At 39.0% G+C, this 18,536-nt stretch carries 16 protein-coding genes, 1 tRNA gene and 3 pseudogenes; 5 read left to right on the forward strand and 15 right to left on the reverse strand.

Annotation, left to right across the window (positions count from 1 at the left end):
- Positions 1–332: 332 nt before the first annotated feature.
- Positions 333–857, reverse strand: a complete 525-nt coding sequence (locus ACFINS_RS01950) for a type II toxin-antitoxin system PemK/MazF family toxin (RefSeq protein WP_375613249.1) — start codon at positions 855–857, stop codon at positions 333–335.
- Between the two features lie 164 nt (positions 858–1,021).
- Here ACFINS_RS01950 and ACFINS_RS01955 point away from each other — a divergent pair, with 164 nt between their 5' ends.
- Positions 1,022–1,156 carry a hypothetical protein gene (locus ACFINS_RS01955; RefSeq protein WP_375613250.1) on the forward strand — a complete coding sequence of 45 codons (135 nt, stop codon included), beginning with the start codon at positions 1,022–1,024 and terminating at the stop codon, positions 1,154–1,156.
- Here the strand turns inward: ACFINS_RS01955 and ACFINS_RS01960 are convergent.
- Positions 1,153–1,725, reverse strand: coding sequence for a disulfide bond formation protein B (locus tag ACFINS_RS01960; RefSeq protein WP_375668247.1), 573 nt, complete (start codon positions 1,723–1,725; stop codon positions 1,153–1,155). The two genes, ACFINS_RS01955 and ACFINS_RS01960, sit on opposite strands and share 4 nt — an antisense overlap.
- 12 nt (positions 1,726–1,737) lie before the next feature.
- Entirely contained in the window at positions 1,738–2,343 is a 606-nt protein-coding gene (locus tag ACFINS_RS01965) for a YqaA family protein (protein WP_273790911.1), read from the reverse strand.
- Positions 2,344–2,564: 221 nt separating this feature from the next.
- Between ACFINS_RS01965 and ACFINS_RS01970 the strand changes: the two genes are divergently transcribed.
- Positions 2,565–2,649, forward strand: a tRNA-Leu gene (locus ACFINS_RS01970).
- A gap of 1,637 nt (positions 2,650–4,286) precedes the next feature.
- Here ACFINS_RS01970 and ACFINS_RS01975 read toward each other — a convergent pair.
- The 4 genes and pseudogenes from ACFINS_RS01975 to fumC all read right to left on the reverse strand — a co-directional run bounded on the left by ACFINS_RS01975 (position 4,287) and on the right by fumC (position 8,357).
- Positions 4,287–5,174, reverse strand: a complete 888-nt coding sequence (locus tag ACFINS_RS01975) for an outer membrane protein (RefSeq protein WP_375611600.1) — start codon at positions 5,172–5,174, stop codon at positions 4,287–4,289.
- Between the two features lie 626 nt (positions 5,175–5,800).
- A pseudogene (locus ACFINS_RS01980) lies at positions 5,801–6,020 on the reverse strand (lyase family protein); the annotation flags it as partial.
- A 623-nt stretch (positions 6,021–6,643) separates the two neighbouring features.
- Complete coding sequence (locus tag ACFINS_RS01985) at positions 6,644–6,835, reverse strand: hypothetical protein (RefSeq protein ID WP_375705816.1); 192 nt, start codon at positions 6,833–6,835, stop codon at positions 6,644–6,646.
- Between the two features lie 133 nt (positions 6,836–6,968).
- On the reverse strand, positions 6,969–8,357 hold the full coding sequence (gene fumC / locus ACFINS_RS01990; RefSeq protein ID WP_375638305.1) for a class II fumarate hydratase: 1,389 nt from the start codon (positions 8,355–8,357) through the stop codon (positions 6,969–6,971).
- A 227-nt stretch (positions 8,358–8,584) separates the two neighbouring features.
- On the opposite strand from fumC, the gene groES reads away from it, so the two are divergent.
- The 3 genes and pseudogenes from groES to groEL form a co-directional block, all read left to right on the forward strand.
- Positions 8,585–8,881, forward strand: a complete 297-nt coding sequence (gene groES, locus ACFINS_RS01995) for a co-chaperone GroES (RefSeq protein ID WP_005774667.1) — start codon at positions 8,585–8,587, stop codon at positions 8,879–8,881.
- Positions 8,882–8,939: 58 nt separating this feature from the next.
- Complete coding sequence (gene groL / locus ACFINS_RS02000) at positions 8,940–10,583, forward strand: chaperonin GroEL (RefSeq protein ID WP_375606493.1); 1,644 nt, start codon at positions 8,940–8,942, stop codon at positions 10,581–10,583.
- A 70-nt stretch (positions 10,584–10,653) separates the two neighbouring features.
- Positions 10,654–10,859: pseudogene (gene groEL, locus ACFINS_RS02005) on the forward strand (chaperonin GroEL); the annotation flags it as partial.
- Between the two features lie 774 nt (positions 10,860–11,633).
- Here the strand turns inward: groEL and ACFINS_RS02010 are convergent.
- The 8 genes and pseudogenes from ACFINS_RS02010 to ACFINS_RS02045 all read right to left on the reverse strand — a co-directional run.
- Positions 11,634–11,803, reverse strand: a pseudogene (locus tag ACFINS_RS02010) (integrase); the annotation flags it as partial.
- Positions 11,804–12,390: 587 nt separating this feature from the next.
- The gene (locus tag ACFINS_RS02015; protein ID WP_375610233.1) at positions 12,391–12,603 is read right to left on the reverse strand and encodes a hypothetical protein; all 213 of its coding nucleotides are present in this window, start codon (positions 12,601–12,603) and stop codon (positions 12,391–12,393) included.
- Positions 12,596–12,808: a hypothetical protein gene (locus ACFINS_RS02020; RefSeq protein ID WP_375627760.1), complete on the reverse strand. Its 213-nt coding sequence runs from the start codon at positions 12,806–12,808 to the stop codon at positions 12,596–12,598. The genes ACFINS_RS02015 and ACFINS_RS02020 overlap by 8 nt, the downstream gene beginning before the upstream one ends.
- Positions 12,732–12,968 (reverse strand): hypothetical protein, encoded by a 237-nt coding sequence (locus tag ACFINS_RS02025; protein WP_273790902.1) that lies wholly within the window; start codon positions 12,966–12,968, stop codon positions 12,732–12,734. Before ACFINS_RS02025 ends, ACFINS_RS02020 begins: the two co-directional genes overlap by 77 nt.
- Complete coding sequence (locus tag ACFINS_RS02030) at positions 12,965–13,627, reverse strand: lysozyme (protein ID WP_375611604.1); 663 nt, start codon at positions 13,625–13,627, stop codon at positions 12,965–12,967. The genes ACFINS_RS02025 and ACFINS_RS02030 overlap by 4 nt, the downstream gene beginning before the upstream one ends.
- 694 nt (positions 13,628–14,321) lie before the next feature.
- Positions 14,322–15,248, reverse strand: a complete 927-nt coding sequence (locus ACFINS_RS02035; protein ID WP_375705817.1) for a YopJ/AvrA family T3SS effector serine/threonine acetyltransferase — start codon at positions 15,246–15,248, stop codon at positions 14,322–14,324.
- A gap of 324 nt (positions 15,249–15,572) precedes the next feature.
- Entirely contained in the window at positions 15,573–16,499 is a 927-nt protein-coding gene (locus ACFINS_RS02040) for a YopJ/AvrA family T3SS effector serine/threonine acetyltransferase (RefSeq protein WP_375705818.1), read from the reverse strand.
- Between the two features lie 323 nt (positions 16,500–16,822).
- On the reverse strand, positions 16,823–17,767 hold the full coding sequence (locus ACFINS_RS02045) for a YopJ/AvrA family T3SS effector serine/threonine acetyltransferase (protein ID WP_375650143.1): 945 nt from the start codon (positions 17,765–17,767) through the stop codon (positions 16,823–16,825).
- Positions 17,768–18,536 lie beyond the last annotated feature (769 nt).

The following is an 18,536-nucleotide window of genomic DNA, read 5'->3' on the forward strand; positions in this document are numbered from 1 at the left end:
TTTAAGCAACGGCAGCACGATTTTTTGTGCAATGAAATGATAAGTATGTACAATATCTCGGTAATCTCCATGGGAAACTTTACCGGATCCAAGGTGTGGATATTGTCTTCTGCTTACCCCAAATCGCAGATATTTCAAAACAACAACGGTGGAGAATGAATGTTGGATATGTTCTAGGGAAGGTTGCAAAAAATGGCAGTTTTCAAAAAAATACCAAAAATGACGAAAGGAGCGGTTTCCCACTCCTTCGTTCCTATCTCCCCTTGCGGGGAAGCGGCCACCATTACTGATGCCGTGTATGCTGATATAGATACACTTATTTTTCTCAAAAGTCAATAGTGTAAATGCGGTAAATATTTGAGCATCAGAGCTACAACTTTATGAAAATCTTCGCAGGATAATCTTGGAACGGTACGTGAGCAACTTAAACGACTTACAGAAACTGTTGTGACATAATTGCAGATAATCCATGCTTTTTTATTCTCTATAGGAGATTGTATTGGATACGCAGCGGGATTATTGGGTTGTGATTTCGTTGAAAAAGGTAAAACTGTCACATTTCCATATAATTTTGCATTCTTAGAAAGCACTAAAACAGGCCGCTTTTTCCAAAATTCAGGGAGTATCGAATCATGAGGAAAATCGCACCAAAAAACTTGTCTGATGCGTGGTGCCGATTTGATTCGTGGTTTTATATGAGGTGGTTTTTCGTAAGGCGCATTTAAATCCCTTTCTTTTATATGCTCACGCCATGCATTATGATCATGTTCCATCATAACACATGGTTCTTCAAGTTTGGTTATATCTAAGGAAATAGGTGATAGGGTAGAAGGCTCTGTGTTCTTATCTTCAGCCATAGCAGACCATTTATATTTATTGGTCCCCTCACTTATTATTTTACGGCTTTTCTATCACGAGTTTTTATCAAAATGTTGCTTATAAGTACAGAGAGGTGAAACCATAAAATGGATGTATCTGCTTATTTTTGTCTTTTGAGTACAACGCTAGAGGAGGGATGTTGGTGACTCGTTGGTGTGGGTGGGTTGGTTTGGCGGTGGGTGGTTTTGGGTGGGGATTGGTGATTGGAGGGTTGTTGGTAGGGGAAAGCGATTGGAGAGAACGAGTGCACGCGGTTTCGTTTCTATTTTATGGTTAGAGTTTTTTATGGATTGAAAGGAGCCCTTTTGAAGTAATATAGAGGCTTATAAGGGAGAAAAATAGGCTTGAGACGACATTCCAACCGGCAAATGAAAGAAAAAGAAAGCGTGCGGATGCTTCAGAACAAGAAGGGGGATGAATGCTATTTAATTGGTTAAGCAGCTGGTTAATGTCTGAGGTTTTTCTGACTGCGCTTAAACCACAGCTGAGGGGAGCTTCCCAAAAGCCATATTCAACACCCGCATGATAAACGGCTAAAACAAGGCTGATGCACATTAAGACAAAAACACACAAAAACAAAAGTTGTATCCAAGCAGTTATGCGAAAAAAATATGCCCCAAAACCTGCTAAGAGCAAAAATGGTATGGCTCCATAATAAGGAAAACGCTCTATGAGACATAAATCGCAAGGAAGATATCCTCCGAAATATTCAAAACCAAGGGCAATACCTATTGTGGCAGACAAGCAAAAAGCGAGAAAAAAAGCCCATAAACTTTGTTCTTTTCTGCTGGGTTCAAGATGAAGGTGTTTGTGTAAAAGTGGGTGAGAAGACAAAACGCATGCCATTAAGTCTGTTCCTTATAAAAGCTTCCTGTTTAAAAAAGCTATGAAAATCCCATAAATTAAAAGGAGGCTAACACAACCAATGAGAACAATCCATTTGAAATGCTGTACTAGAAAATTCATTGCTTTTTGTCCAAAATGTTTAATCAGCCACGCGAGAAGATAAAAACGAGCGCCTCTAGAAAAAATACAAATAAGCATGAAAAGTTCAAGACGCACACTCATAACACCGGCCAAAATTGTGACAATCTTGATGGGGGGAAGATGAAAAAAACCTGATGTTATCAGTAAAATGATTAGAAATTGCAGGGTTGCACTATTTTTCAGAGATTCAAAACTTTCAACCTTACCATAAATTTCTAAAATGGGTTTGGCAAGGGTATCATAGGCAAAATGTCCGATAAACCAACCGGCAATGCCTCCTAATACAGAACAGATTGTCGCAATCAAAGCATAGCGATAAACCCGCTTTTGATGGATAAGAAGCATCGGAATATATAAAACATCTATGGGAATTGGAAAAACAGAACTTTCAATAAAGGCAATGAAACCAAGCCAGTGTGGTGCTGTACGCCGATTTGCTAAAGAAATCGTCCAAAGCTTTAATTTGTTTAATATCATGAGGCTTTTATAAGTTTAAGAGGTAAAGACTTTACAAATGAGATTGCTATAAATCCGGTAGAGAAATCCAATAAAGAAAGTATTTCATAAAATAGATAAGAAAATGATATGAATTCTTAAAAAATGAGAAGTCTTCTGTTGACGAATCTGTTCTTCTTCATATAGTGCAAAGGAATAATCGACAAGTCTGTCTTTTATAGTCCTGTCTTTTATAGCAGTGTGCGGGTGTGGTGGAACTGGTAGACGCGCCAGACTCAAAATCTGGTTCCGAGAGGAGTGTCGGTTCGAGTCCGACCACCCGCACCACTTCATAAATATTTTCCTTTATCCTGTTATGGTGCATCACGTTGTTTTATAGAACATGGGATTTATAAAACATGGGGGGATTTATAAAACATAGGGGGATTTATAGACCGTGTTCAATGTTTTGCATGTTGAATGAAAAACCTCGAATACCGTAGGATTCTCTCATTTCAAGTCTGCTTATAGTAAATCAACCAAAATCATGTCGCTTGTACGTTACAAGCTAGATGAGCTCGCGTGGAGTGAAATTTTACAAAAAATGAATAAAAATGCCTCTTATGAACCGTTTCAAGGGCATCATTGGAGGTAAAGTATATGATGGATGGTGCCAGCTTGCATTTTTATGAAGTGTAGAGATGGTGCTCTATAGATTTTATATTCCTGTGGGTGCTTTCGCAAAATGGGCTTGAGGGTTTTGAGAGCTGTTTCTTTAAAACACGCATGTGAATTGGCAATCCAAGTGTCTTGGATTTGAGTGTGTTTGGTTTGAAGCGTTGTCGTATGACATGAGGGGCGTGATCGCCAAAAAGATATGTGAGCAACAAAAACATGGGGTAGTGCGTAATCTCCACTCTTTAAAAGGCAGAGTTTTAGAGGTTTAAAAAAATAGTGCTTTAGAGGCTTTATAGATTTTATATTCTTGTAGGTGCTGTCGCAAAATGGGCTTGAGGGTTTTGAGAGCTGTTTCTTTAAAACACGCATGTGAATTGGCAACCAAAGTGTCTTGAATTTGAGTGTGTTTGGTTTGAAGCGTTGTCGTATGACATGAGGGGCGTGATCGCCAAAAAGATATGTGAGCAACAAAAACATGGGGTAGTGCGTAATCTCCACTCTTTAAAAGGCAGGAGCATGAGAGGCTTAAAAGATTATGCTTTAGAGGCTTTCGAAAGTCGTAAAGCAGAGGGAAATGGTAAGATTGGAAATTGGTTTTTACCTTGACAACTTCATGTGCTCCCTAAATGAAGCTGTCTCCCCGTTATAGAAATTACATAAACAGAGAACCGCAATATTCTCTCTCCACTCTGGCATACAATAGCGGTAAAATACTGTCGTTTGAAGTGTGGTCATATAGGGCATACTTCCTTGAAACGTTACAGTATTTTTTTCGGTGTGTGTTGGATATTCTTCAGTGTTTGTCTTGCTTGAGATTTAAGGGCATTCCATGAGGAGGAGCCCAAAGAAGCCCGCCCAATATCCCCCAATATCCCCCAAGAGTCTCCAAGGGTTTTTGTGCTTTTATAAACGGACATGGTGTTTAAAAATGGGTGTTTAAAAATGGGTGTTTAGAATCTTTATCCTTTAAGAGCGGGGAGGCCAAGTCAACATCATCTTATAAAACTGCAATTGATGCACAATATCCATATTTATTTTAAAGAAATATCTCTTAAATAACGGCTCTCATTTATTTTACGATGGCGCCCAGTGGTATGATGGTAAAGCTTTTATATTCCAAAGGCATTACATGAAAGGCTGAGAGGATAGAAATTTGCTTTAAGAGAGGGAGAGGCTTTATTGTTTCGTGACTATTTGTTTACAGTTTAGTACAGGTTTTTAGAATCTACGTCTTTTTAGGGGGAAAGGGGCATTAAAAAACCCCGTTTTTAACAGGGTTTTTTAATCGTTCAACTTTTCTAAAAAACTTAGAATTTATAAGCGATACCAAAGCGAACATCATGCGTTTGAGAAGAGATTTTAAGGTTATCGTTTGCAAATTTCTTTTTAAAAAAATCTGAATAACGATATTCTGTCCGCATAATGATATTATCTGTCATTGCAAGATCAAAACCACCACCAACAGTGTAACCAAACATTGTTTTTGTCTCATCTAACACATTGCCAGAAGCAAAAATTGTCGAATCTTCTTGCGATTTTGATAAAAGTGACATGATATATTGCATCTGTCTATAGGCTATACCCCCTGCAATATAAGGCATAAGACGATGGGAAGCAAAACCTATACGCGCGCGCGTGGCACCAGACCACGTTTCTTTCAATGTTACACTGCTAACAACAATGTCACCATAGTTGGATATCGTTTCACCCTGAGCTGCAGGTTTTATGATAGGAATCCCAGCTTTTTTAAAGGCAATGTTAATGGAGTTTGATTCATCTAGAATTTTCTTTCCATTGTCTGTTTGGGTGCTTTTCCTCCCAGACCAGACCATATCGGTATCAAAACTGAAAACAAGATCTCCCAGATCAATATTAGAACCTGCATACAAACCTGCTCTCAATCCTGATAGTTTCGGTGATAAATCTCTATCAACCCAAGCCCACTTTCCGTCCCTGGCTTCTTGTGCATAATTTAGAGTATTTTTATTGGAAAAATATCCAATTTGTCCTCCAAAATAAAAACCAGACCAAGAAAAAGGCGCAGAAACAGTAACCGGTGAAATACGTGACGATGAAACATCTTGCAATGAAACCTTCGGTTCTGATTGCTTAAAGATTACTGTATCTGCTGCTTGCGCTGTTGAAGCGGTAATGAAGGTGAAAATAGATAGTGCAACTAAACATTTTGTTTTCATAAAAACGTCCCCAATTTATTTCAGATACAAATCGCATTATATACGAATTGGTTAAAAAAATCTATATTTAATATCATTATGAAAACTAAAACATTCAAAAACTCTATAATTATCCATATTTAAGCGTTCTTGAAACTTGTTTTCATGCTATTATCCCGCGTTTATATTGATTTTTCAGTATTTTTATATACTCTTTCAGTGTTCTCTGTGTTTTAGAAAAAATTATAGTATAGTAAACAAGCTTTCTATTTGTTAAAAAAATATTACTTTATATACATTAAAACACTTTTTGTTATTAAATGTATTATCCATTATGATTGACATTAATGTGCTTAAATATTCAATTTATCGTAAAAAATGCATATTGGCACCGTCATATTCGTTGCTCGTTTTTGATATTGCATAGCTTTGTATTGCGGTAGCCTTTTGAGCACTCGAGGGGATGGGCGACTTTATTTCTTTTTTATCTATATGCCACTTTTGCTTATAATAATCTAAGCGAATAGTTTTGATTGATTGAATGGAATACGAAGAATCAGAAGGAGTAAAGTGCGAGAATCTCAAGTCTCATGAGGTTTCTTATGCGCCATGTAAAACGGATAAACTCTCCGTTCCGTTCGCTTAAAGCCGGAACGTGGATGAGAGCCTAAAAACTGAATGTCGTTGGCTATTTTAAAGAGATTAGCGCGTGCATTCAGGTTTTTGTGGAAATGGGTGAGGGCGCCATAATGGGCAAATGCCTCCAATTTCTTGCGAGCTGTCAAGGATATCCCCGTTAGAGAGCTGATTGTTTCAGCAAAGGTCAAAACCTTTCGGTGCATTGAATTTTGTTCCAACAGCTGTTCCTCTATTGAGCACCCCCATCTTCACGCTTCATAAAAGAGACATTTTTCAATGTTCCTAAACCCATTTCATGACAGCGATTGTGAATGATATAATAATAAATCTATTGAGCACTCCCATCTTCACGCTTCATAAAAGAGACATTTCTCAATGTTCCTAAACCCATTTCATGACAGCGATTGTGAATGGTATAATAATAAATCTATTGAGCATCTCTTTTACGCTTCATAAAGGAGCACGCCGGTACCATTACTATATTTGCCAGTTCGTGGGGTGTTGTGACAGTCCTTGGCACTTGAGGTGGTTCATTAGAGGCGTTTGTAGTCCTTATCGGATACAATTTCTATTCACATATTCATTGCGTTTGTGATGTGCAAGTCAGTGATTTTGATTGATGCAACATGGGACCGATTTAAAATGAGAAAATCTTACGGTATTTAGGATTTTCGTTCAATATGGATAACGCTAGATTATCATTATAAATAAACACATTATCTCATTGAGATAAGAGTTATCTACCCAATGTTATCAATAATGATAACATTGTAAAGCGTAACTACGATGAATTCATTAATCTTTTTATACTTCGATTGAAATTATGTCTATTAATACCGATTTTTTTGAGCTCATTCTGTTTGGTTGATAGCTAATAGATTTTCAAAATCAAAACGCGAAGCTAGAATGAAAAACACCTTAAGGTCATATCCATTTAAATCACTTTCTGCCAGTATAGCCATTGGGTGTTGAGCTATGACTATCCATGCCTTTCCAAAACCGTTGTGCCTTTTAAGTACAATATAAGCAACAAAACCACCCATAGCATAAATGCGGATCAGAGCCTAAAATGAACGCTGTGGGTAATTGTTATCGGTCATCATCGGGGTGTTTACACCCCGATCTTTTGACAGAAAGATTTGTTTTAAGATGTTTGCATCTTTTTTAGTGGGTTGTTTATTGGGGAGCAATCATCTTTTTAGGATCAACTAATCGGTCATAATCCTCTACAAAAACACCTGCTTTTAATGCTTCGGTGCGCAAAGTTGTATCATTTTTATGCGCTGCTTTGGCAATTTCAGCAGCTTTTTCATAGCCAATTTCTGGTGCAAGAGCTGTGACTAACATGAGTGAGCGCTCCATGAGTGAGTGAATATGAACACGATTGGCTCGTAATCCTTGAATGCAATGCATATCAAAAGAACGCATGCAATCACCAAGAAGGGTAATTGATTGTAAAACGTTATAGCCAATAACAGGTTTATAAACGTTGAGTTCAAAATGTCCTTGGCTTGCGGCAAAGGTTACGCTGGTGTGATTACCAAAGACTTGGCATGCGACCATGGTTAAGGCTTCACATTGCGTGGGGTTGACTTTGCCGGGCATAATAGAAGATCCGGGTTCATTTTCAGGAAGACTGAGTTCCCCTAAACCGGAACGTGGACCAGAGCCTAAAAACCGAATGTCATTGGCAATTTTAAACAGATCAGCAGCGAGAGCATTCAAGCTCCCGTGGAAATGCGCAAGGGCACCATGATGGGCAAGTGCTTCAAATTTATTGCTGGCAGTTTGGAACGTTATTTCTGTGAGAGTGCTCACTGTTTGCGCAAAAGCAACGTCAAAACCTTTTGGCGCATTCAGCCCTGTGCCAACAGCCGTACCACCTTGAGCAAGCATTTGGACATCGGTTAGAGCATTTTCAATACGCTGACGATTGGCTTCTAATGCGGCACGATAGCCTGAAAATTCTTGCCCTAAGGTTAAAGGGGTTGCATCTTGCGTATGGGTGCGGCCGATTTTAATGATATCTGCAAATTCTTGCTCTTTTTGTTTTAATGTCGCAATAAGAGCTTCAAGGATTGGCAGTAAGTGTTGGCGTGTTTGCAACGTGGTGGCAATGTGAAGCGCCGTAGGAAAGGAATCGTTCGATGATTGGCTCATGTTGACATGGTCATTGGGATGAACTGGTTTTTTGCTTCCAAGTTTTCCTCCCAAAATCTTACTAGCACGATTAGCAATGACTTCATTGACATTCATATTGCTTTGTGTGCCAGAACCTGTTTGCCAGACGGACAGTGGAAAATGCGTATCAAAATCGCCAGCAAGCACTTCATCAGCGGCGGCAATAATTGCTTTTCCAATATTTTCTGGTAGTTTTCCTTTGCCCATATTTACAATCGCTGCTGCTTTTTTGACAAGGACTAAGGCATAGATGATGGCAAGAGGCTGCTTTTCACTGCCAATATTAAAATTATGCAGAGAACGTTCAGTTTGTGCGCCCCAATAACGATCTTGACGTACCGAAATCGTTCCAAAGCTATCCGTTTCCTGACGTGTTTCAACCATGATAAGATCCTTTTTTGTTCACGGGTTCTCAAAAAAGATAGATAACGCGAAAGTGCAATAAGAGGCAAGACTTTGAAGCTTCATTTAGAGAAATTATTTTTATGGCTATTCTTGACATTGAGAGATGCCGATTTTATATCTAACACATGCTAGCACTCGTAATTTGAGAGTGCTAGCAAGAACTTTTAAGATTAATGCAATTATGTTCAGTTTTAAGGATTTAAAACATGGCTAATATACAATTCCGCCCACTTCACGACCGTGTCGTTGTCCGTCGGGTTGAATCTGAAAATAAAACGGCTGGTGGGATTATCATCCCTGATACAGCAAAAGAAAAACCCCAAGAAGGCGAAGTGATTGCTGTTGGCAATGGCGCTCTCGATGATAACGGAAAGCGCGTGCCTTTAGAAGTCAAAACAGGAGACCGTATTTTGTTTGGAAAATGGTCTGGAACTGAAGTCAAGATTAATGGGGAAGACCTCCTCATCATGAAAGAATCTGACATTATGGGAATTATGGGCTAATTGAAGCACTTAGTTTTTCATTGTGTACTATTTTGAGAAAACTCCAAGGAGAAATTAAATGGCTGCTAAAGAAGTCAAATTTGGCCGTGAAGCGCGTGAGCGTTTGTTGCGCGGTGTCGACATCCTTGCTAATGCTGTTAAGGTGACACTCGGCCCTAAAGGTCGCAATGTGGTGATTGATAAATCATTCGGTGCGCCTCGTATCACAAAAGATGGTGTATCCGTTGCAAAGGAAATCGAACTGGAAGATAAGTTCGAAAATATGGGTGCACAAATGTTGCGCGAAGTTGCTTCTAAAACCAATGATATCGCTGGTGATGGAACAACAACAGCAACTGTTTTAGGACAAGCTATTGTGCAAGAAGGTGTTAAAGCTGTTGCTGCGGGCATGAACCCAATGGATCTTAAACGTGGGATTGATGCTGCTGTTGAAGAAGTGGTGGCAAACCTCTTCAAAAAAGCAAAAAAAATCCAAACTTCAGCAGAAATTGCACAGGTGGGAACAATTTCCGCTAATGGCGCTGCTGAAATCGGTAAAATGATCGCTGATGCTATGGAAAAAGTGGGCAATGAAGGCGTCATTACCGTTGAAGAAGCTAAAACTGCTGAAACGGAATTAGAAGTCGTTGAAGGAATGCAATTTGACCGTGGGTATCTTTCCCCTTATTTTGTCACAAATGCTGAGAAAATGGTCGCTGATCTTGATGATCCTTACATTCTCATTCACGAAAAGAAATTGTCTAATTTGCAATCTCTTCTTCCTGTGCTTGAAGCTGTTGTTCAGTCTGGAAAACCACTTCTCATTATCGCTGAAGATGTGGAAGGTGAAGCTTTGGCAACGCTCGTTGTCAACAAATTGCGTGGTGGTTTGAAAATTGCTGCTGTAAAAGCTCCTGGATTTGGTGACCGTCGTAAAGCAATGTTAGAGGATATCGCTATCTTGACATCCGGACAGGTTATTTCTGAAGATGTGGGCATTAAACTTGAAAATGTCACTTTGGATATGCTTGGACGTGCAAAGAAAGTGAATATTTCTAAAGAAAACACCACCATTATTGATGGTGCTGGACAAAAGGCTGAAATTACTGCTCGCGTCAATCAAATCAAGGCTCAGATTGAAGAAACAACTTCTGACTATGACCGTGAAAAATTGCAAGAAAGACTTGCTAAACTCGCTGGTGGTGTTGCTGTTATCCGTGTGGGTGGTGCAACAGAAGTTGAAGTGAAAGAAAAGAAAGACCGTGTTGATGATGCTTTGAATGCAACACGTGCTGCTGTTGAAGAAGGTATTGTTGCTGGTGGTGGTACCGCATTGTTGCGTGCAGCAAATGCGTTGACCGTTAAGGGAAGTAATCCTGACCAAGAAGCTGGTATTAGTATCGTTCGTCGTGCTCTACAAGCACCAGCGCGCCAGATTGCAAGCAATGCTGGTGAAGAAGCCGCTATTATTGTGGGCAAAGTGCTGGAAAATAATGCTGACACTTATGGTTACAATACCGCAACTGGTGAATTCGGTGATTTGATTGCTTTGGGAATTGTTGATCCTGTGAAAGTTGTGCGCTCTGCTCTTCAGAATGCGGCTTCAATTGCGAGCCTTCTGATCACAACAGAAGCAATGGTTGCTGAAGTTCCAAAGAAAGATACACCAATGCCTCCGATGCCTGCTGGCGGAATGGGTGGAATGGGCGGAATGGATTTCTAAGCTCTTATTCCATAGAAGTAATAAAGAAACGGGCCTTCTGTGCCCGTTTTTTTTATGCTTTTCATGTTTTTCAACCGGTGAATTCGGTGATTTGATTGCTTTCAAGAATTGTTGATCCCGTGAAAGTTTTTGCGTTCTGCTCTTCAGAATGCGGCTTCAATTGCGAGCCTTCTGATCACAACAGAAGCAATGGTTGCTGAAGTTCCAAAGAAAGATACACCAATGCCTCCGATGCCTGCTGGCGGAATGGGTGGAATGGGCGGAATGGATTTCTAAGCTCTTATTCCTAGACGTAATAAAGAAACGGGTCTTCTGGGCCCGTTTTTTTATGCTTTTTCACGTTTCATACAGTTTTTCCTTTTATGACAGTTCCTTTATCTTATAGGATTGTTCTATTCTCCTCTGGTTGATCTACCGTTATTGTGAATGAATTTCACTCTTAATCCATAGCTTTTTCTCTTGTTTTTATGAAATGTTTCTATTGTGCGGGGATCGTGGTTTCCTTTGAAAATATTGTGCTAATAAAAATATAACCATTTGATTTATAATTATTTATTCCTAATACAGTTCTGTTTTTTCATTTCAGGTTTATGCATGCATCGTTAAAAAATCCTGGGTTTGTGCTTCATAAGGTGAGAGGTCACTACGGTTTTTATGAACCAACGCAATCATTAAAAGTCAGTAGTTAAGAAGAGTCAGTAGTTAAGAGTTAGTACCTATTGAGCGTTGGAAAGACAGAGTTGAAAAGAGCATGATGGGGCTGGTTTGTTTTTTATGAATAAGATGCTGGTATTTCAAGCTTTTGCATAGGAGAATAAGCATCTCTCTGTTTCGTTGATCTCTGAAATGGGGAGACTGCTCCATTTGAGAAGCTTAAAGATAAAAGCTAATTTTTCGCCTTGCTCTCATCTTTTTTTCGGTAAGCTCATCACCTAAACTGGAGCCAAACCCATATTGTTATACTCAAGTTCTGTTTGTTGCCTATATTGTGACAGAAAATTCTTGAGTGGGGAGCCATTTTTGAACTAAGGGGACCATGACAGTTAGCCGAAAAAAATCATGACAAGACAGTAGACGTGCTTGTGTTAGAATTTTTAATGCTTCTGATGATAAAGGCACGCGAAATTCTGTTGTAGCCTCATGCCTTCTTTTCATATTTTCGAGCCAAGGATTTTCCATATATTCTCTTCAACTTGACCTTTATGCATAGAACATAAGGGAATTGGGAGGGTGGAAATTGGGAGGGTGGAAATTGAGAGGCAGGGTATTGGGAGGCAGGGAATTGGGAGGGTGGAAATTGGGAGGCAGGGAATTGGGAGGGTGGAAATTGAGAGGCAGGGAATTGGGAGGCAGGGAATTGGGAGGCAGGGAATTGGGAGGGTGAGAGGAGCCGGCTTGCTTTTTTATTCAACGTAAAGATGAGAGGCTTTATGTAAGGCTCCCATTACATTGCTTGTTTATGCACTTCTTTAAAAGAAATGTCTTTTAATACAAATTCTTGGCAATGCTATTTATGAAGAGTATAAAATCATTTGGATATCAATAGTTTATTAAAAAAATGTATGTTGGTATGATCCTTTTCTTATGTTACCAAAGTTGCTGACTTACGCGTTGGTTAAAAATCTCTCTTCATGCTCCTAAATTCATTTCATGAAAGTGTTTGTGAAGAGCACGACGTTTGTGAGGCGTGTAAAAATTTCTCGTGAGACATGAAAAATCATCAATAAAATCTCCATGTTTTCAAAAAATAACGAATGGCTTTTTATCTTTTTAAAAGATTTAACACGTCTCACGTTTTTTATTTATTTTAGAGCTGAATATTCGATTTTTGTGTAAAAATACTTCCCAGCACATCTACGATCCGTGAAAAATCAAGTGCTAATAAGAAAATGATGAATATAATCCATTTCGTATAGCGTGACATCATTTTTACACTTTTATACGTTGTGATGATTTCTTGTAGGACTTCTTTTTCCTTTTCTGTAAGCTCTGTTTGTTTTTCCGTTTTTTTTCTAGCCATGTTTCCACCCACACATGTGTTCCCCTTGTTTGTTATGCTTTAAAATATCTCTTGCGAGATTTGAACTGATGATATTGAGATCTTTGTTGTCTAAATAAATGGGCATCCAACCAACGCAAGAAAAAGGCTCATTGATTGTTTTTATCGCGCAACCAGTGAGTAAGAGCAGCGCGTACATCAGCATCACTTTTTTGATTAATTTCATTTTCCACCTCTAGCCGTGTTGTTGATGACTTTAGCGTTTTTTCTATTTGCTTTTGTTGTTCAACCTTCTTTCCAAGAGTGAAAGCTTTTGCTAAAGCGATAAAAAAAGCGGTCAGAGCCGCTCCTGTTATCATCAGATTTTTTTTCAACCACCACATCATAAGCGCTGCTCCCGAAACCGTTTTGCCACAAAGAAAATGCCAACGCAGGCGGCTAAAACCATAATGGTTGCTAATGCCCATTGGATGGGACCATTGCCTGCCAATAAGCCCCCAAGTCCAGAAAAAGAACCAATAATCGGTGTAAGCGCTTCTGCTTTGAAAAATCCCATTGGAGCTTGCGTTTCTACAGTTTGGTAGTTGGGAGAAACATAAGCCCCTTTTGCCCATAATCCCGATTCTGCTGCACGACGGTGCACTAAACCGTGAAGACGTTTTCCTCCTGCTTTAGTCCACTTTTGTAACTCAGCAGGGACGGCTTCATATTCGCCATTATTGAGTTTTTTGAGCAGGGTCGAATTACAAAAAGCCGATGTTCCTATATTATAGCAAAACGATACGAGCGCGGCGAATTGTTCATCCGTTAAAGAAACCGTCACATGTTTTTCAACGGTATTTTCAAATTGTCTTAAATCTTGAGAAAGAACTTCTTCTGCTTGTTTTTCAGTAATGATCATGCCCTTGTGAACGAACGGTTTACCAGCCGCGCTGGTATGACCATAGCCAATTGTCCACACCCCGATGGCATCTTTATAGGCTTGTAAACGCAATCCTTCCCATTGTTTAATGAGCGCAAGCCCTGCTGATGATATTTTTCTCATTTGCTTCTCCATAAAATAAAGCCTCACGTTAACGTGAGGCTGGTTGACAGATTAAAAATGAATTTTTCACGCTTCAAAAACAGAAGAGATGTGAAACTTTTATGAAATCAAAAGGTTGGTTATGACATCTTAGGGAATGGGGGAATGGTTGGTCAAAAGGGATAATAGTTGGGTAAGTGGAATAATGGCTGGGCAAGAGGAGTAATAGTTGGGCTGGTGTTTTCCGTTAAGAGAGGTTGTAGATTTTAAGAGCTTTTCCTGGTGTTTTTGATGGAGCCTTCTTGGGGTGCGGGAAGCTGTTGGGTTGATGCACGATAAGTGTTGGTCTATTGCGGTTGTTTGGTCGTATGGCATTGATGTGGGGGTGTTTGAGATACGAAGTGGATACTCTCAGAAAAAAAAGACATATGCTTTTACTGAAGACGAAAGCATTAAATATTTTATGTATCAAACGTTTTGCTTATCCAAAGAGTCTCATTGTTACACAGAGCTTTGGGCTAACAAGAGCTGTGGAATTTTGATACAATTTTAAGAGGGGATGGTTTTTATAGGACAATGGTGCTTTTTCTTTAAGAGGAAAGTTGTTGGCTATTTTTGTTTTATGAGCGCAAAAGCTGGTTTGCTTAGAGAAATCTTAGCCGTAAAGTAGCCTCTCTTCGTTCTTTGATGAATAGGAATATGGAAAAAGCCTCAATTACATCGTTAAAGATTTGTATTCAGTGAGCCTTTTTTGGTGGGAAGAAACGGAAACAGTTTTTCCCTCTGTTGTTTTTAAGTTTTTTTCAAATCTCTCTCTCAGGGTTTCGCCTTTTTTGTTGACTGTTTCATGTTCAGCTTCCGGATGGACTTTTAAATATTGTTCTAGACGTCTTCTTCCTTGCGCATGTTTATAAAAAGTGGTTGGAAGATAGGAATCTAACTTTTCAGCAGATAAAGATGAGTTGGGTTCACATAATACACCCTTAACATTATCTTTGTGCAATCTTGCTAATTTATCAGATTCAAGATGAAGCTTTTTGGCAAGGCTTAAGCTGAACATCCCACATTCAGAAGAGCTTCGCTGAATATCCATTTCTGCCGTGGTAAAAGAATAAGGAGGCAGTTGAAGACATTGAAGGGTTTGATTTATTTTTATCCCTAGTTTGCAAGCTATGATATTCTGAAATGTTGTAGGTTCAAGCATAATCAAAGAGATTTTCTCATCAACTTTTTGATAATCAAGGACGGCAAAGTGGATTTTGCTTCCCGAATTTACTATAAATCGGGCAGATTTTGCGTCGCTCTCAACGACTTCTTTTAGGGCGTGCGAAAACTCTTCTGCTGTAAGAGCCAATTTGAGATTCATTTCTGGATATTTGCTGTTTGCTTTTTCTACGAGAGCCGGCATCAATCTAATATCTGTGTTTTCATAATAAGCGTTAATCCAACGGCCGGTGACAAAATCATCTTCTAAGCCTGTAATAATATCTTTTAATTCGTCAGAACTCGGTGCAACATGTTCTTCTTCTGTTTGGATGGAACTTTGCATCAAACGTGCAATAAGGTCTTCTAAAGATTCATTTGCACCTGCTCCTTCTGGTGTTTGTGAGGAATGAGGGAGGGAAGAATCTTGTGGCTTCATAATCTTAGCCTCTATATTGATGATTGATAAATGATATTATTTCTTCAATTTTGGCTAAACAATGTTTGCAGGAAAGATTTTTATCTAAAAAAAACAAAGAGATGAAATCATCTTTATTTTAAAAAATTTTGTTACGAAAGAAAAAATCCCCTGCTTTTCAGAGTCAAAGGTAAGGTATCTTTTTGTCTTTTAAGAGGTCACGTTGCTTACTGTTTGCATCTTTACCTCAAAAGAAGATTTGCTAACAGCAACTTATATCTTACCGTAAAGCCGCAGAGCTTCATTCTTTGTGGATGTGGAATATGGCTATGGCCAAAACGCTTATTACATCATTAGAGATTTGTATTCTGTGGCTCTTTTTCTGTGTTGTGAAACGGAAACAGTTTTTCCCTCTGTTGCTACCAAGCTTCTCTCAAACCTCTCGTTTAGGGTTTCGCCTTTTTTGTTTACTTTCTCCTGTGCTGCTTCTGGATTGGCTTTTAGATATTCCCCAAGACGTCTTCTTCCTTGCACGTGTTTGTAAAAAGAGGTTGGAAGATATGTATCTAACTTTTCAGGAGATAGAGGTGTATCTGGTTCACATAATACACCCTTAACATTATCCTTATGCAGTCTTTCTAATTTTTGAGATTCGGTATGAAGCTTTTTAGCGAGCGCTAAGCTGAACATTCCACATTCAGAAGAGCTTCGCTGAATATCCATTTCTACCATGGCAAAAGAACAATTGGGCAACTCATGCGCTTTAAGAGCCAATTGTGTTCTTAATGCCAGCACTGCTGGTTTCATATTGTTGAGTGTTGTAGGTTCAAAAAATATCACGGAGGTTTTGTCATCGATGGTTTGATGATCAATCACTGAAAAATGGATTCCCCTGTCCTTTGTGTGAATGATAAATCTAGAAGATTGAACGCCGTTTTCGATGGCTTCTTTGAGTGCAAGGGCAAAGTCGTGAGATGACGCTGCCAATTGAAGACGCATGCCGGGATATTTACGATTTGCCTGATCTACCAAGGCTGGCATTAGTTTAAGGTCTGTACTTGCATAATCAGCTGTGAACCAACGACCCGTTGAGATATCATTCTCTAAACGGGCAATGATACTTTTTAATTCTTCACGATTGAATGGGATATTTTTGCCTTTTTCGCTACTGGGTTGTTCTAAATGTGCAGTAAGAGTGTCTAACGATGCATTTGCACTTGCTCCTTCTGGTGTTTGTGAGGAATGAGGGAGGGAAGAATCTTGTGGCTTCATACTATTAGCCTCCATATTGATAATCGATAGGTGATATTATCTTCTTCAATTCTGGCTAAACAATGTTTGCAGGAAAGATTTTTATCTAAAAAAACAAAGAGATGAAATCATCTTTATTAAAAAAAATGGTTACGAAAGACAAAACCCCACGCTTTTCAGAGTCAAAGGTAAGGTATCTTTTTATCTTTTAAGAGATCACGTCGCTTACTGTTTGCATCTTTACCTCAAAAGAAGATTTGCTAACAGCAATTTATGCCTTACCGTAAAGCCGCAGAGCTTCATTACTTTGTGAAGGTGGAATATGGCTATGGCCAAAACGCTTATTACATCATTAGAGATTTGTATTCTGTGGCTCTTTTTCTGTGTTGTGAAACGGAAACAGTTTTTCCCTCTGTTGCTACCAAGCTTCTCTCAAACCTCTCGTTTAGGGTTTCGCCTTTTTTGTTTACTTTCTCCTGTGCTGCTTCTGGATTGGCTTTTAGATATTCCCCAAGACGTCTTCTTCCTTGCACGTGTTTGTATAAACGAGCTGGAAGATATGGATCTAATTTTTCAGCAGGTAAAGGCGTGTCTGGTTCACATAACACACCCTTAATATTATCTTTGTGTAGTCTTTCTAATTTTTGAGCTTCGAGATAAAGCTTTTTGGCAAGGCTTAAGCTGAACATCCCACATTCAGAGGAGCTTCGTTGAATATCCATTTCTACCATGGCAAAATGAATATTCGGAAATTGGTGATGTTCAATGGATTGTCGCGTTCTTAATGCAAGTAATGCGGGAAGCGTGTCACGCAGTAAGGTCGGTTCAAAAAAGATCAAAGATGTTTTATTATCAATGGTTTGATGATCGACAACCGCAAAATGAATTCCCCTATCTTGTGCGTTAACGATCAGCCTAGAAGATTTTATGCCCTTTTCGAGCGTTTCTTTGAGAGCAAGGGCAAAGCCGTCAGGGGGGCTTGTAAGTTTGAGATTCATCTCTGGATATTTACGATTTGCTTGATCGACCAAGGCTGGCATCATGTACAGATCTAGAATATCATAATAATTTTTGATCCAACTGCCATCGGCATTATGCTTTTCTAAACCGGCAATAATATCTTTTAATTCTGCACGATTAAAAGGGGTGTTTTTTATTTTTTCAATGTTAAGCCGTTCTAAATGTGCAGTAAGAGTGTCTAATGATGCATTTGCATGCGTCCCTTCAGGTGCACTTGCACCTTCTGGGGTTTGTGAGGAATGTGGTGGGGGAGAATCTTGTGGCTTCATAATCTTAGCCTCTATGTTGATGATCGATAAGTGATATTATCTTCTTCAATTCTGGCTAAACAATGTTTTGAAAAACAAGCCTTTGCATCTTGAAAGGTGAGGCGATGAGAGCATAATAATGCCGTTTTCATATTTTTATGCGTGTAGTGCTCATCATTGCTGTGATGTATGATATTGGTATTTTATGGGGGGATTATTAGGGCGTTCTATTGAGAGCCCTTATTGAATACCACTTGTTTTGAAAATCTCAAAATTATGGGGCTGTTGGTGATGCAAATTGTGTAATGCAAAAGAAAACAGTCAGAAAAGGACGAAAGATACCTTCAAACCGTAAAGTTTTAAACATTGTCGCGAAACACACTGTTTTATAACAGTTTATGATAATGCGAAAATTTTACGATGAAATCTGGACGCAGAAAACCCCTTGCCGCACCCATCATTAAATACGATTTTTCATATTCTGTCAACCGCAAAACGATTATTTTTCCTCCTTTATCGCGGGAAAAAATCTACAGAAAAAAGCTCATTCATTGGCTATGCAGCAAAATATCTTGTTTTAATGGAAAAGTTTTTGATGTGGCAAAAAACATTTTCTCCTTTGAGAAAGGCGTGGACAAGATGAAGGGAGAATTGTGGTTTTGAAATCCGTGGTATTTTATTGATGGAATTAGGAAGGCGGTGGTTGGAAGGTGTTTGTGGAACAAAGCTTTAGGTGTTGGCGATTTGTGGGGGTGATTGGGGTTGTGCTGGCTGTCGTATTAGTGGTGGT

This window comes from Bartonella sp. AA2SXKL, assembly GCF_042197205.1.
Taxonomy (GTDB): Bacteria; Pseudomonadota; Alphaproteobacteria; order Rhizobiales; family Rhizobiaceae; genus Bartonella.